Below are 16,937 nucleotides of genomic sequence, written 5' to 3'. Positions count from 1 at the left end.
CTCGAGGTGAGTGCTATTGAGCTCTCACCTCGAAATGAGAGAATAACCATGGACAACAACCACTTATATGACAATTGTGACCCAATCGCGGTCATCGGAATGGCGTGTCGGTTCCCTAAAGCTCCAAACATAGACGCTTTTTGGCACAATCTGACCAATGGCATTTCAGGTCAATCTTTCTTCAGTATTCAAGAGTTGCAAGCAGCAGGGATCAATGCTGAGGTTTGCAAGAGGGAGCACTTTGTTCCAAGCGGTGCCGTTATTGATAAACCCGAGTACTTCGATGCCGCGCTTTTCGGCTATTCGCCTGCAGAGGCAACCTCTATTGACCCACAGCAACGCCTCTTCTTGCAAAATGTATGGCATGCGCTAGAACACGCTGGTTATGCCCCAACGCAAGCGCCATCCAGAACAGGGGTCTTCGGCTCGATAAGAACCAGTACCTACCCTTCTTTTGAAGCATTCGATGTCACCCAGGTAGGTCAAGTAAAAGGATTGCAAGCTTTACTGGGCAACGACAAAGATTATCTCGCAACCCGAGTTGCCCATAAATTCAATTTCACAGGTCCCGCTTTTACTGTTCAAACCGCCTGTTCCAGCTCGTTGGTTGCTGCGCACCTTGCTTGTGAAAGTCTCAGGTCTGGTGAGTGTGATATGGCTATCGCTGGTGGCGTAGCGGTGTCGTTCCCGCAAATTTCAGGTTATGAATATCAGCCGGGTATGATTTTCTCACCTGATGGCTTATGCCGTCCTTTTGATCAGCAGGCCAACGGTACTTTTGGTGGTCACGGCGTTGGCAGTGTTGTGTTGAAGCGCCTAGATGACGCTATCGAAGCTGGAGATACTGTCCTCGCGGTTCTGCGTGGTAGCGCCATCAATAATGATGGGCAGGATAAAGTTGGCTTCACCGCTCCTTCAGTGAATGGCCAATCTCAGGTTCTGGCAGAGGCACTCCACCTTGCAGATGTTCAACCTGATGAAGTGGAGATGATCGAGACTCACGGAACAGGCACAAAACTCGGCGATCCTATCGAAGTCACTGCCATCAAGAATGCTTACTCACGCAGCTCTGGAGCACCAGTATGTCACTTGGGCTCAGTAAAAAGCGGGCTGGGACATCTAGATACCGCAGCAGGTATTGCTTCACTCATTAAAACGGTATTGTCGGTATCACGAAAAAAGATCCCGATGTCACTGAATATTGCTCAAGCCAACCCTGAACTTGGCTTAAATGGTTCCAGCTTTGACTTAGCAACACAAACACTGGACTGGCAAAGTCCAGTGCGCACCGCCGCAGTCTCCTCTTTTTGGCATTGGAGGCACTAACTGCCATATGTTGGTGCAATCTTCGTCACAGCCAAACCAAACTTCTCAGCCAACCAGAGCAGAAGACAAAGATATTCCTTTGTTCCTGTCGGCCAATTCTCCTAAATCTCTTGGTGACATCGCTCGTCGTTACTCTGAGCATTTGGAGCAACACCCTAATTGTGCCGACATTGCTTACTCGGCCTTGAGCACTCGTTCATTAGACTTACCGTATCGATTGGCCGTTTTAAATGCTAATCAAGCTAAACCAGCACTCCGTGCATTTGCAGAATCGGGGGAGGCTTCCCATCAGATTCGTATAGGCCATGTCCAATCGCGCACCAAGCTGGCATGGACATTTACCGGACAAGGTAGCCAGTTTGAAGGAATGGGTGAAACTTGGTACCAAACCAGTGAGGCTTTCCGACACAGTATCGATCTCAGCCAGTCCTATACAAAAGGCAAGCTTGAAGTACCGCTAACTGAGATCATGTTTGGCTCAGAAAGAAAGTGGCTTTCACGCACCGATGGCGCTCAAGTTGCCATTGTCGCCTTTGAGCTCGCTTTAGCGGCACATTGGAAGTCGAAGGGAATGACTCCAGACGTTGTTTTAGGCCACTCAGTCGGTGAGATCTCAGCGTGTGTCATTGCTGGCTATCTGAGCCACCAGCAGGCGATCGAATTGGTGATCGAGCGCGGTCAGCGAATGCAGCAATGTACTCAAAACCAACATGGCGCCATGCTAGCGGCTTTTGCGCCATTGGAGCAACTGAACACCATTTCATCACTAGCAGAGCTGGATCAAGCGGCTCATAACGGTGCTGCGCACTGGGTGTTCTCTGGAGATATCGAGAAGGTCACACAGGCCAGCAAAGAACTCGAGGCTGCCGACATTACTTACCATCACTTGGATGTTCCTTGCGCTGCACATTCAAGGCATCTCGATTCGATGTTGTCATCTTACGCCAACTTCACTCAACACCTGACTCCGACTCAAGGTGAGATCACGCTGATTTCAAGCGTAACAGGCCAAGTCATCCGTTCATTGAGCGAGCTTAATGCTGACTATTGGACACGCCATGTTCGAGAGACCGTCCAGTTTCAACCGGCGATCGAGCAAGCACTTGCGTTAGATTGTCATACCTTTATGGAAATCGGTCCTAAACCTCACCTTACGTCCATCGGTCGCCGTGAAAGCTGGAGTTTAAAGTCATGCTGGCTTCACGCTGCAGATGAGAATGTGTTAAGTGAACTGTTTATACTCGGTATTGATGCACCGTGGAAAGAGATGCTCGACATTGCCGGAAGACGATGTGAATTACCACTATATGCCTTTGACGAACAACAATATTGGGTTGATTCTCGCCAAGACAAAAAAACGCAGCCGCTAATCACTCCAGAACCCGTAGCAACATACCCTCTGGAACCGTTAACACTGCGTTGCGCAGTCATAAACGACTTCCTGAGAACTTGTACATCTCGTAAGTCATTCAGCCTGATCGACATTATTCGAGGGGGAAGAATACTCCCTCGCCATCGAGATCATATCAAGGCGCTGTTAGATCTCTTGCTATCACAGGGGTATTACCACAAGCAAGGCAAACAGTGGGTGTCGTCTGAATCAGGACTGCCAAACGCCGACATCATCGCTCAGCATTGGCGCTCTGAAACAGAGGGCCCTCACTTGGCCAGTGTCCAGCGTACCTGCACACAGTTATTAGCTTTAGGACAGTCCCTGCCAGAGTTAATGCGCCAACTCGAACATGCCGAAAACCTAAGCAAGCACCTAGCGCCATTACTGGATGGCGATAGCGCAACACCAGTCAGCCCATGCCATGATGCCGGCCTAGCATGGCGAAACACGCTCTCAAGCCTCACCTATCAAGACTGGTCGCCAGTGGCGGAGCATGGTGATTTACGCACAGCCATTCAGCACCAATGTTCACCGTTTCTGCCCTGCGGTTTCAAAGATGCCGATCTATCGGTGTCGGCTAAAATTGGACTCAGCAATGTGTCAAGAGTTGCCATCAATCGACTCAGTAAAATGTGGGGACAAGATATTTATCATTTGCGAGCACAGGCCCCTCAAGGACACTGGGAATGGCTTGCTCGAATTGAACCTCAGGCGACAAATAAAGATGACCCAGCGGAGCTACTCCCTTCACCGCACAATCGCTATCACTGGCAAGTACGTCCTATTGAAGCAGACCAACCGCTGAATCCTATCACCGTTGAACAGGTGGCATCGGCATTTAATGAGCGAGGTACTGTCCACAGAGCGGCTGCCGATCAAGGCATACTGGTTTTACCTTCAACTCCCTTATCAGAAACGGCCACACTGCTCGCACAAGGCTTAAGCAATAGTCCTGATAACTTATGGATACTGACTTGTGATGCGATGAAAGCGACGCCTAATGACACCACAGAGCCTACCGCAACGGCCCTGTTGTCTCTGATACGCGTCGCACGTACAGAGTATCCTAACAAGCGCTTTTGTGTCCTAGATACATCAGAAAGCGACGCGGAAGAAGTGACACAAGTACTGGCGCATGCACCGTTTGTATCGGCTAGCGAGCTAGCCTATCGAGACAATCAATATTGGGCTTATCAACTTGAGCACGCTCCAACCAATGATAACTCCATTCCAGCATCTTGGTTCAATGCCGAGGGCAGTCATCTTGTGACGGGTGCAATGGGAGGAATTGGCCGCTTAGTGATTCGCTGGCTAGCCTCTTGCGGTGTCAAACGCGTCATAGCAATTGGCCACCACCAACACTCAGACTGGTCCGCGTTTTGTGCTCAGATGGCTAAGTTCGGCTGTCAAATTGAAACACATTTGGTCGATTTAACCTTGAGAGGAGCACTGACTAAGCTGCTCAACCAACTCGCAGATAATCGGCCTGTCGCAGGTGCCATTCATGCCGCTGGTAATCCTCATCATGGTCTGATCGACCAATGGGATTCGCTGACGGCAGAACAGGTAATCCGTGTAAAAGCAGAGACCTTCGAAACGCTTTATCACTGGTTAGAAGCTCGACAGGCTGGTTACCTGATCGGCTTTTCTTCGGTCGCAACTCTCGGCGCACCGACACAAGGGCTATATGCTGTCGCTAATGCATTCATTGACGGTTTTGCTCAGTCTCATCATGCCAATGGACACTGCCGCGTCATGAGTCTGGCTTGGGGGGCATGGGATCACGTCGGCATGACCCGTGACGCAGCACTAGTTGCCAAGCTGGGTGAGGAAGGTATGCATACACTGACACCAGCCGAAGGCCTATGGCATCTAAGTCAAAGCTTATTAATGGGTACCAAGCATGCCTTTGCCATGAATATAAGTTCAAACTCGCCTCAATTTAGCCAACATTTTACCTTGGAATCATCAGAGAGAGCCGCTGCCGATTGTGCCTCTTTGGTCGTAGATGCGCTAGCGACAAGCACATGGCTTGGAGGATCGTATTCGATACCAGCTAGGCTTGGCTGAAAATGACCTACTAGAGCCTCAACAAGACCTCATGCAGCTAGGTCTGGACTCGTTGCAATTCCTTGAACTCAACGCTGCGATACAAAAGCAATTTAACGTTAAACTCACCGCTGAAGAAGCGTATCAAGCAATGACCATTCATGGGCTTGAAGCATTAATCGATAGTAAAAGCCATCATGCAGAGCCTCAGCCGTCCCTGCCTTTTGTTATCCAACCGGATCAGCGACATCTGCCATTCCCACTGACACCGATTCAGCACGCCTATTGGGTAGGGCGTGAATCTTGGGTGCCTTACGGAGGCATAGCATGTAACGTCGTGTTTGAATGGGACCTATCACACTCTCAGTTTGATATTCAGCGGCTAGAAGCGGCATGGAATGCACTGATACAGCGTCATGACATGTTGAGAATGTCCGTCTTACCCACTGGTGAGCAAGTTATCTTAGAAGAGGTTCCAAATTACACGTTTTCGACTCAGGACCTATCCCGTTTAGATAACAACGCCAAAACACAGGCACTGGCAGAAACGCGTCAGACAATGAGTCAGCAAGTCCGTCCAGCCACTCAGTGGCCTTTATTTGATGTACGTATCAGCAGCCTCTCTGAGCACCAATACCGACTTCATATGAATCTTGATTTGCTTCAGTTTGATGTTCAGAGTTTTAAGATCATGATGGATGATCTAGGTCGTGCTTACCACGGCGAACATCTGCCACCGCTATCACTTTCATTCCGCGACTATGTGGTCCATGAACAGGCGTTAAAGAACCAACCAGATTGGCAAACTTCTTGGAACTATTGGCTGGATCTGTTGCCATCAATCCCCAAAGCACCTCAACTACCACTGGGTAATGTGGCTAATTCGTACAAGCCCGAATTTGTTACTCGGAAAGGCAGTTTACCAAAATCCCAGTGGTCGAACCTGAAATCACACTGGCAACAAGCTGGCATTACGCCATCGGCAGGCTTGCTGACGTTATTCTCTCGCATACTTGCTAAGTGGTCAGAATCCCGTGCTTTTACGCTGAATATGACCTTCTTCAACAGACAACCATTTGATCAGAACGTGCAAGATCTAATTGGTGATTTCACATCCGTTCTTTTGATGGATTTTGATTGGTCTCAAGATCTGAACCTGAAAGAACAATTGTCTCGTACTCAGGAAACGCTTTGGACCCGTCTAAGTCATAGTCAAGTCAATGGTGTTGAAGTGATGCGAGAGCTAGCAAAATACCGCAAAGCCGAGCAGCAGGTGACGGAACAGGAAGCATCACTCCCCATGACACCCGTCGTGTTTACCAGCATGCTAGGCATGTCGATGGACGGTATGGACATTGAAAAAGCAATGACACACTTGCTCGGCGATCCCGTTTATGTACTCAGTCAAACGCCACAAGTCTGGCTAGACCACCAAATCATGGAGGTTGATGGCGAGCTGAAATATCACTGGTACTGCATGAATGGCGTGATCGCACCGGATGTACTAGATGACATGTTCACCCAATACGGTCAGTGGCTATGTCAAATGGCAGAGGCACCAAGAGAATTCGAACGCACAACCCTAGTATCGAAATCAGCGCCAACACCATACAAAACAACACTCCCTGAGATTAGCTCTGCAATAGAAAGTGAAGTGACGAATGCTTGGTCATACATAGAGCATAAAGCACTGACCGGGCTGTTAACGACCTTACGTCGACATCAGCTCTTTCACCAACGTGACCAACGGTTCAGTTACTCTCAGATCATACAAGTACTGCGCACCGCACCAAAGCATCACAAATTAGTCCAACTATGGCTGGATCAACTTGTAAGAGAAGGCTTACTTCACTTCAACAATGGCCTCTATCAATGGCAAGGACATGAGCCCACTGCGCCAGACTGTGAATTACCACAGAGCGAATGGTGTCAGCGTCTATCTCAATATCTAGACGAATCACTACAAGCACACCCAGAATTATTGAATGACCAAAAATCCGCACTGGAGATCTTATTCAAAGACAACCAGATCACTGATGCGCTATACAGAACGAATCCTTCTCTAAAGATACTCAACCAAAGCGCAGCCAATCTGATCTCAGCGCTGGGAGAGAAAAAGGGAACACCACTAAAAATCCTAGAAGTGGGTGCAGGAACGGCGGCAACGTCCACTGCAGTTCTTGGCCAAGCCGCTCGATACATTGAGCACTATCGTTTCACTGATGTGTCGCAAGCGTTTTTGAACGAAGCCAAGCAGTCTTTAGCACAGTACAACCAAGTTGATTTCGGATGGTTAGACATCAACCTCGCTCTCGAACCCGAAATGCGAGTAACAGGCGGCTATGACGTCATTATTGCAGTCAACGTCCTTCATGACGCAGCCGACCTTCCTGCCACGCTTAAACAGCTTAAAGGCGCACTCGCCACCAATGGGCATATGCTGCTGATCGAAGCCACTGATCAATACAGCCCGATGCAACTGGCCACGGTTGGCTTTATCGAAGGGATCAACGCCTTTAGCGATTTCCGCCAACATACTGGTAGCGCTATGCTCAGCGCCTATGACTGGCAACAAGTACTTGGCGAGCAGGGCTTGGTGACTGAGCGACGTTTCCCAGATTCTGAGCAATCCGTGTTACGCCAACATTTATTCTTGGCAAGAGCCACACAGAACGACTCGCCGGAGGCATTACCTTGTGCTTACTCACCCAAAGACAAAAACAAAGCACAAGAAGTGATTGTAGAGTCTCAGAGCGTACCAACCCAAGATGCACTCATGTCGCGTATCGCTGAAATCTGGACATTATTACTCGGACAGTCAGTGACCCCGCAGACAGACTTCTTCCTGTGCGGAGGCGACAGTTTAATGGCCACTAAGATGATTGTGGAAGTCAACAAACAGGAGATCGCTCACGCTAGCTTACAGCAGATATTTGAACATTCGAAACTTGAACAATTCGTTCAAGTGCTGAACGGCACCTTGGATCAACAAGCGGGTAATGAAGAGCTAGAAATCAGCTCAGAAGAACATGAAGTTCAGCAAATCTGGCAGGCTCTCCTTAGCCAAGACATCACTTCGGAGACAGACTTTTTCCAGTGTGGTGGAGACAGTTTGATGGCGACTAAGCTGATCGTTCAACTGCAGCAAGCAGGATTTAAAGCAGTGACTCTGCAACATATCTTTGAGCAGCCAGTCTTCGCTCAATTCTGTAAGCATTTATTCAAGCCGGATGCTGAAGCAACGGTCAATGCACAGAAAGCTAATCGGGACTACCCATTGACTCCGTTGCAAAACGCCTATTGGCTGGGCGAGAGCAGCCTATTCTCTTTAGGTCAGGGCATTGCACACTTTTACGCTGAGCTAGAAATTAAAGATCTGAATCGCGCAAGGCTTGTCGACGGCTGGAATACAATGGTGCATCACCATGATCAGTTGCGTGGAGAGATTCGTGAAGGGCATTATTGCATTCTTCAAGAAGTACCCCATTATGAGCCTGATTATGTTGACCTAACACAATATGCAGAATCGGACAAAGCACAATATTTGACCGAAGCACGAGAGCATATTGCAGCACAAGGTATACCGACTGATCGCTGGCCTCTATTCAACCTCACTATTATCAAAACAAATGAAGACACTCACCTACTTCACCTGGTGATTGATTTAGTCGTAGCCGATGGGACAAGCCTTAACCTGCTATTCCAGCAGTGGCAACAGTTATACAACGACCCTTCAGCGACTCTGAATAAACCTTCAATGACGATTGCTCAGTATCTGGAGCAGAAAGCAGAACGACATGCCAATGGTTCGCAACACGCCTCTCGACAATACTGGATAGAGCGCTTGCCGACTCTACCGGATGCTCCTGCACTTCCCTTAGCGGATTCAAGAGCAGAGAGTATGAACCAATGCGTGCTGACACACCGCGTGTCTGAAAAGGACTGGAACCAGCTTCAACGTCAGTCACTTGGTCACAATGTTTTACCTTCTATGGCAATGCTGGCGACTTTCTGTCTCGTTTTACGACGTTGGAGTGATACACACCACTTTTCGCTCAATGTACTGCACAGTAATAGACCAGCAAGCGAACCTGATATAGCCAATGTAGTGGGGAACCTGTCGACGACATCCATGTTGGAAGTAGACATCAGTAAAGAACCCACTTTGCTTGCTCTTATACAGCAAGTTCAACAGCAAATGTCAGACGACCTCGCCCATGCAGAATTTGACGGACAGGACGTTTTGACCGAAAAGAACAGGCTCAATCGTAACTTCAGCGCAGGTATGCCCGTTGTGTTTAACGATACCGTGTCTGTTGGCCAGCAAAGCTCTCTTACGTTGGGTACACTGCGTGATTTTGGGGCACAAACACCGCACGTTTACCTAGACGCGATGCTCATTTCCTCTGTATGCGGCGGCATAGACATCAAATGGACCGTGCAGCAAGACCACCTCAAACCGGGGGTTTTCGACGCTATGTTCCATGCCTATACCAAGGCTGTAGAATCACTGACGACCAGTGACTGGCATAAACCCCTTTGTGTCAGTCTATCTGAGTCGCAATGGGGACATCAGTCAAACAGTTCTAAAGCTAGCCTCACCGAACAGCCAAGCGCTTCAAAACCTCAATCCTTACTGGAAATGATCAAACAAGGCTATGAGGCATACCCAGAAAGAATCGCGATTCAACAAGGGGAAACGTTCCTGACTTATCGGGAGATCTGGAACGCGGCCCTTGGGTTGGCTTCCTCGATTGCAGCCAACGACGATGATGCTCCTTTAGTTGCCGTCGTCATGAACAAAAGTTGGCAACAGGTGGTGGCAGTAATAGGTATCTTAATGGCAGGTAAAGCATACTTACCTATTGATGCCGCCTACCCTGAAGCAAGGATTCATGCATTACTTGAGCAGGGTCAAGTCACAACCGTTGTTGCTGAAAAGGGATTAAAAATCGCTTTGGACACTTATCGTGTCCTTACTCCATCAGTCAGCCACACGCAGCACAACGAGTTCCAACCTAAGATGGTGGGGCCATCGGATCTAGCCTATGTGATCTTCACCTCGGGTTCTACCGGGCAGCCCAAAGGCGTGATGATGGATCATCAAGCTGTCGTCAATACGCTTTTGGATGTAGAAAGCCGCCTTTCTCTCGATTGCGAAGACAGAGTACTGGCCATCTCTTCGCTCAATTTTGACCTGTCTGTATTTGATGTGTTTTCAACCTTACACTGCGGGGCTTGTCTGGTAATACCTGAATCATCGCCAGCCAAAGACCCTGATGCCCTGATCGAACTCGCCATTAAAGCACAGATCACCATCTGGAATAGTGTTCCAGCGTTTGCTCAACTTTTGGCTGATGGACTGACATCACGCTCCTCAGTGCTTCCGTCGTTGCGTCATATAATGATGAGCGGCGACTGGATTCCTGTATCTCTCCCTGAACAGCTGAAGGTCATTGCTCCCAACACCAAATTACTCAGTCTGGGCGGTGCAACAGAAGCCGCCATTTGGTCCATTGCTTACCCCATTGAAGGGAGTCATGCTGAACGCAAAAGTATCCCTTATGGTAAGGCGCTTACGAACCAAGCCTTTTTCGTTCTAGACAGCCAACTTCAACCATGCCCAAACTGGGTTTCTGGTGAACTTTATATCGGTGGTTCGGGTTTATCACTTGGTTATTGGCAGGATGAGTCGAAAACACAAGCCGCGTTCATCACTCATCCAGAATCCGGCCAGAGATTGTATAAAACGGGTGATCTGGGTCGCTATCAAGACGATGGCAACATAGAATTCTTGGGCCGTAACGATCATCAGGTCAAAATCAACGGCTATCGAATTGAGCTCGGAGAGGTAGAGAGCACGCTTCGTCTGTGTCCGAACGCGGGTTTGAAAGAACGGCTACAAAACATCATCGTTCAGCCTATCGCGATCGAAGGTGTAGGAACAAGATTGGTTGCCTATACGGTCTGCACACAGCCAGAACCTCAAGACGCAACACATTTACTCGATCACGCAAGAAACAATCTGCCTACTTATATGTGCCCAGTTCAGATAGTCTCGCTTGACACTATTCCTCTGACATCTAATGGAAAAGTAGATCGAAAGGCTCTGCCAACTCCGGTGGTTGAGATCAACGCAAATTCACGACCTCCAATGACAGAGACAGAAGAGCAGATTGCTCAGATATGGCGTGACTGCCTGCAGCAAGCTGCCATTCCAGCCAATCAAAGCTTCTTCGACTTTGGGGGAATTCACTCGCTGCCGTTAGGGTAATCAGTCGAATCAACTCACAGCTCGGTAGCCAGCTTACCGCAGGTCACCTTCAGTCTCATGATACTATCGAACGGTTGGCATCACTGATCGATCGTCGGACAACATACGAGAGCTCCGAGCCTGTACTTCTTAACCCGACCAAAGAAGCCAAACCGCCTCTGTTTATCGTGCATCCGATTGGTGGGCACTTACTCAGCTATCAACCTCTAGCCCAGCAATTAGATCATGTTTCCTTGTATGGATTGGCTTACCCAGACACGGGGTTCAAGCAAAATGAGTTCGACGTAACACAGCTAGCACAGCACTATCTGAATCAAATAAAAAGAATTCAACCACACGGTCCCTATCGTCTAGCGGGCTGGTCATTTGGTGGCATCGTTGCTTATGAGATGGCCCACCAGTTGGTCGAGAGCAAGCAGAAGGTTGACGCTTGCATCTTAATCGACAGTTACAGACCAATACCTCAAAAAGAAACCATGTCTGCTCAAGAAGTGCGCCGCCATTTTTATGCTGATGTGATTGGCCGCTTCCCGCAGCTTATGCAGGTAGAGGAGCCCGATCTGAGCACTGACGATTCACTCTGTGGTCACCTTTCATCAGCGTTTGGGCATATCGCAGCAATCGAAGATGTGACCAAGGATAGCGTACAGCACTTACTTGATGTGTATCGCCGAAATCTGGCCGCCATGTTGTCATATACCGTACCTGAGCTCACCTCTGTGAACACAGCACTTATTGCAGCTGGTCGGAATAACCATCTCGATTTTATGAGTTACCAAGATCCCATCATTGCTCAAAGCCCACATCATGGTTGGGGTGATGTGTGTGATCTGACCGTACATGAATTGGATGGCGATCACTATACCTTACTGCAAGAGCCCAACGTCAGCGAATTGGCTAACACGCTCGTATCTTTGCTTGATCGAACTCTGAAGCGCACTCAGGGTTCGCAATCTTCCACAATGGAAATCCTAGAAAATGAATAAAACAAAAAAAATCATCATTGTTGGTGCCAAATTTGGGGAGCTTTACCTCAATGCGTTTATTGAGCCACCCGAACATTTGCAACTGGCTGGCCTGCTTTCAACAGGCAGCCCACGTTCAAAGAACCTTGCAAAAGCATTTGGCGTGCCTTTGTATACGAACGTATCTGATTTGCCGCAAGACATCGATATCGCCTGCGTCGTTGTGCGAGCCTCTGTTATAGGAGGCACTGGCAACCTTATCGTCGAAGAGTTGCTAGAACGAGGAATACATGTCATCCAAGAACACCCAGTGTCGATCAATGAAATGACACGCCATCAACGTCAGGCTGCGCAGCATCAAGCCCATTACTGTGTTAACGCTTTCTATGCCGCCTCGGACGCAGGACAAGCTTGGCTAACCAGCACCAATCATATCGTACAACGCACAGGCCAAAAACCAAGCTACGGTAACATCACCACCAGCAGACAACTTTTGTACTCAACACTGGATTGGCTGCTGCAAAGTTTTGGATCACAAGCCGAGCCGTTAACGCCTGAATTACTGAACAAGCAGCCTCAGTTTGATGTAATCAATCTGCGTTCACAATCCGGTCATTATTTATTGCAGTTGCAAAACTATCTCGACCCCAGTGACCCTGATATGCATAGTCTGGCAATGCACCGAATGATGCTTGGTTGGGATAATGGTTACCTTTCATTGACAGACAGCTACGGCCCGATCACCTGGACACCCGTGTTGCATGCCGACAATCACCAAAGCGATCATCTCAGTCTGTATCAGCGTGCAGGCACTCCTGAGGGCGACTACCTTCAAGCTCCCGTCACTCAGGTGCTCTACCAAGAGAACGCTTCACGACTCGATACATTTGAAACCCTAGGGCCAAAAGGCGTCGCCAACACACTGAGTATGTTCGCTCGTCACATTGACGGCGAGCAGGATATCGCCCCTCTGGGTGTTGCTCATCAGCGAAATGTCGCTCGTCTATGGGAAGAGATCTTAACCCTATGTGGGCCAGCAAAAGAATGCGCTCTCAAACCCGCCGATATGGTTCACTTTCCATTGGGAGGTGCAGCATGACCACAGCTACTTTCAAGGTGTTATGTCAGCGAGGAAAGGTGGTTGATGAACTGTGGGTGATCTGCCCGTTTGCTGGCGGCAGTCACAGCGCCTTCACTAGTTGGGCTTCTCTGAAGGAAAACGACCTACCTAACAATACGCAAGTTCTTCTTGCCACCTACCCCGGCCGTGATCAACGAATGAGGGAGCGTGCGCTTTCTAGCATCGGTGCGATCGCCTGTGATGTGTTTGATGCACTCATGGTACGCATGGCTTCTTCGCCACCAAACCAAGTGCCACGTTTGCGCCTTTGTGGACACAGTATGGGGGCACAGGTGGCCTTTGAGGTGTGCAAACATTTCGAAGACTACTACGGCTCGTCAACACCAGTTTCACAGCTAGTTTTATCGGGCTGCCATGCGCCACATCTAGAAAGCCGACGTAAGCTCAGCCACCTTAACGACCAAGACTTTGTCGAACAATTAATAGAAATTGGCAGTGGCAGTCCGGTTCTTAAGCAGCATCCTGAACTGCTGGCACTCTTTTTACCTATGCTCAGGGCTGATTTTTCAGCCACAGAAAACTATCTAACGACTCAGGGGGCCGCGCCAAAACTGGCACATACTCCCTGCACTTTAATGTTCGGAGAGCAAGACCCTGAGGCATGGTCTAGCGAAGTGATCGCTTGGCAAGATTGGCATTCTTGCCCAGAAATGACTTCGGTATCAGGCCTTTCAGGAGATCATTTTTACATTACCGCTCAACCAACACAGTTTATTCAGAGCGTGATTAATCACGCTCATGATGCCCCACATGCATCTCATATCGAATTTGGAGAACCTCAATATGGCTAAACCATCTATTACTCAGTACCACAACCACATCATCCCACACCAATGTGACCCTCTAGCCATAGCGACCGAGCTCAGCATGGCTGAATTTTGCGATGATTATGTGGTGTATGAACACAACCAAGAGTGGTCAATCGGTATCAATAAGCTGGCCGAACTGACCGTCGATACACAAGGCAAAATCACTGACTTTTCTGGTCACGTGCATCAGCCTGAACACGATCTGATCTGTGACACCATCTACCAAGCTACCCAAACTTTACCTTGGGAGGGATGGCGTGTATTTGGCCGAGTCGATTTTGAGTTCAGCCACTTCGCCCATCATTTGGCACAGAAAGAAACAAATCGCACTCTGCTAGAACTCTTTGTGGCTCAGCATGATATTCGAATTTCAAACCATCAACTCGCTGTTCGCACAACCGACGACTCGGTATTGCCAGAGATTCATCAGGCGATAGCCCGAGCATCATCGTTAGTTCAGCCGGAACCGATGGCACCGCTGACACAAGCCGACATCCTAGACCATCATAAAATTCAACATGACTATCAAACTATCGTTGCTTCAGCGGTGCGAGAAATCGTTGCGGACGATTACAAAAAGTCATTTTATCGCGCTCAGCTACTTTGCCTGCTGCGATCGATATCCGTCGCAGTTTTGTATCTGGACGTCGCAATAACACGCCAGCCCGTTCTTTCATGCTCAAACTAGGCGATCTGGAAGCCTTTGGATTTTCGCCTGAAACCGTACTGGAGGTCGACCATCTAGGCCATCTAAGCACGCAACCTTTGGCAGGTACTCGCTTCCTCCCTGCCGATCCCGAAGAAGCCCAAAGACTGAAACGAGAGCTAACAACCGATCCAAAAGAAATTGCAGAACACGCGACATCAGTCAAACTGGCCGTAGAAGAACTTGAACAAGTTTGCGACCGAAGTACCGTTAACGTGGCTGAATTTATGGATGTCTCTGAACGAGGTACCGTTCAGCACCTTGCTTCACGAGTGACAGGACAGCTGACACAAGGAAAATCTGCATGGCATGCATTTAAAGTCTTGTTTCCAGCGATCACCGCATCGGGGATCCCAAAACGAGAAGCCATTGACGCCATCGCACGCTTTGAACCCACTTCACGCGGTTTATACAGTGGCAGTGTCTTGATTGCCGATCAAGACGGTTTCTTTGATGCCGCATTGGTATTGCGTGCCGCCTATAAACGTCACTCTGTCTCCATGCTGCAGGCCGGAGCCGGTGTCATCAGCCTGTCCACACCGGCAAGAGAATGGGAAGAAACATGCGAAAAAATGGCTTGTGTCCTTGACCATCTTGTCTTTGAAGCGCCAGCAGAAGACCAACCTTCTTCAACAACTCAGCACAAGGAAGAAGTGAAAATATGACCTCTCGCAAGGCGATGGAACCGGTTATCCCGCATTCCACTGAAAAACAACAAACGTACCAACAAGCAGGCCTATGGGAACAAGTCCCCTTGTGGCAATTACTGTGGTCTCACTCTGCCAATACACTCAACCAAATAGCCGTCAGAGATGACATTAAATCAATGACATACCGAGAGTTAATCAATGAAGCGGATCAAATCGCTCAAGGGCTAATTTCTCAGGGCTGGGCAGCGGGCGACCGTGTAGTGATGCAACTGAGCAATCGCTGTGAGTTCGCTGCTACACTGTTCGGATTCCTGCGTGCGGGGCTCATTCCGGTGATGGCGTTGCCTGCACACGGCCTAGCAGAGATAGAACACTTTATGCGTACTTGCAATGCGCAGGGCTATGTTGGAGAAGGGAAGATTGGTAAGAAAATAGTCAACAACCTCAAGAAACAGGGCGATCTAAAACTCTACCTGATCGATCAATGCACGCCAACGTGTGCTTTACCTCATTCCGAGGCGAATGGCTTTGCCCCTGCCGACGTTGACCCAGCAGAAACCGCATTATTTTTGGTCTCTGGGGGTACGACAGGGCTGCCCAAGTTGATTCCCAGAACGCATAACGACTACCTGTATAATATTCGCTGCTGTTGCCGTGCGAGTGAAGTGGCAGAAACAGAGGTTTACCTAGCCGTGCTTCCAGCCGCTCACAATTTTACGTTAGGTTGCCCAGGATTTTTAGGCACCTTATCGGTGGGTGGTGAAGTGATTTTTACTCAGTTAGCCAGCCCTGACCATTGCTTTGAACTTATTGAACAGTACAGTGTGACAGCAACCGCACTAGTGCCTGCTCTGGCACAACTATGGACCGAAGCAGTTCAGTGGGAAGAGGCGAATTTGACCAGCCTTAAGCGGATCCAAGTCGGTGGTTCTAAATTGGCGTACAGCGACGCGATAGCAATGCAACACGTATTTCCGGGGGTCTTACAGCAAGTGTTTGGTATGGCAGAGGGCCTGATTGCTTGCACCCGGCTTAACGACACTCCCGAGGTCGTTGCTTCAATGCAAGGCAAGCCTGTGAGCGAGTGGGACGAAGTACGTATTGTCGACTCCGATGGCAAGGACGTTGAATTGGGAGAAGAAGGCGAGTTGTTAACCCGAGGCCCCTATACGCTCCGTGGCTACTATCGTGCGGCTGAACACAACGCTCGCTCATTTACAGAAGATGGTTTCTATTGTAGCGGGGATAAAGTACGCATGAATGACCAGCAATACCTCTCTGTCACAGGCCGTATCAAAGATGTCGTCAATCGAGCGGGAGAGTGCATTGCTGCGGATGAAATAGAAGAACAATTACTGGCTCACCCCGATATTGCTCAGGTTGCGGTGGTGGCAGTCCCTGATCCGCACTTAGGTGAACGGATAGGAGTTGCAGCGATTGGACGCGATACATCACTGACACTGCAAGACTTAAGACAATTCCTACTCGAACAGAACCTAGCAACATTCAAGATGCCCGATGAATTGCTATGGGTGTCGACATTGCCCAAAACAGCGGTTGGCAAAGTGGATAAAAAAGCCATAGTCGGGCCATCAGGCACTCCTTGGCATCTGGGCTAAAACCC

3 protein-coding genes and 2 pseudogenes are annotated in these 16,937 nt (G+C 49.0%); all 5 read left to right on the top strand.

What is annotated here, in order from left to right; all coding sequences use genetic code 11:
- The first annotated feature begins 48 nt into the window (after positions 1-48).
- The 5 genes and pseudogenes from KW548_06880 to KW548_06860 all read left to right on the top strand — a co-directional run bounded on the left by KW548_06880 (position 49) and on the right by KW548_06860 (position 16,932).
- Positions 49-12,028: pseudogene (locus KW548_06880) on the top strand (amino acid adenylation domain-containing protein).
- A complete protein-coding gene (locus KW548_06875; GenBank protein QXX07687.1) occupies positions 12,021-13,106 on the top strand; it encodes a Gfo/Idh/MocA family oxidoreductase in 1,086 nt (361 codons plus the stop codon). Before KW548_06880 ends, KW548_06875 begins: the two are co-directional and overlap by 8 nt.
- The gene (locus tag KW548_06870; protein QXX07686.1) at positions 13,103-13,939 is read left to right on the top strand and encodes a thioesterase; all 837 of its coding nucleotides are present in this window, start codon (positions 13,103-13,105) and stop codon (positions 13,937-13,939) included. The genes KW548_06875 and KW548_06870 overlap by 4 nt, the downstream gene beginning before the upstream one ends.
- Positions 13,932-15,328 (top strand): annotated as a pseudogene (locus KW548_06865) (salicylate synthase). The gene KW548_06870 and the pseudogene KW548_06865 overlap by 8 nt, the downstream one beginning before the upstream one ends.
- Complete coding sequence (locus tag KW548_06860; protein QXX07685.1) at positions 15,325-16,932, top strand: AMP-binding protein; 1,608 nt, start codon at positions 15,325-15,327, stop codon at positions 16,930-16,932. The pseudogene KW548_06865 and the gene KW548_06860 overlap by 4 nt, the downstream one beginning before the upstream one ends.
- Positions 16,933-16,937: the final 5 nt, after the last annotated feature.

This window comes from Vibrio neptunius (assembly GCA_019339365.1).
Classification (GTDB): domain Bacteria; phylum Pseudomonadota; class Gammaproteobacteria; order Enterobacterales; family Vibrionaceae; genus Vibrio; species Vibrio neptunius.
This window is presented reverse-complemented; position numbering and strand designations above follow the sequence as displayed.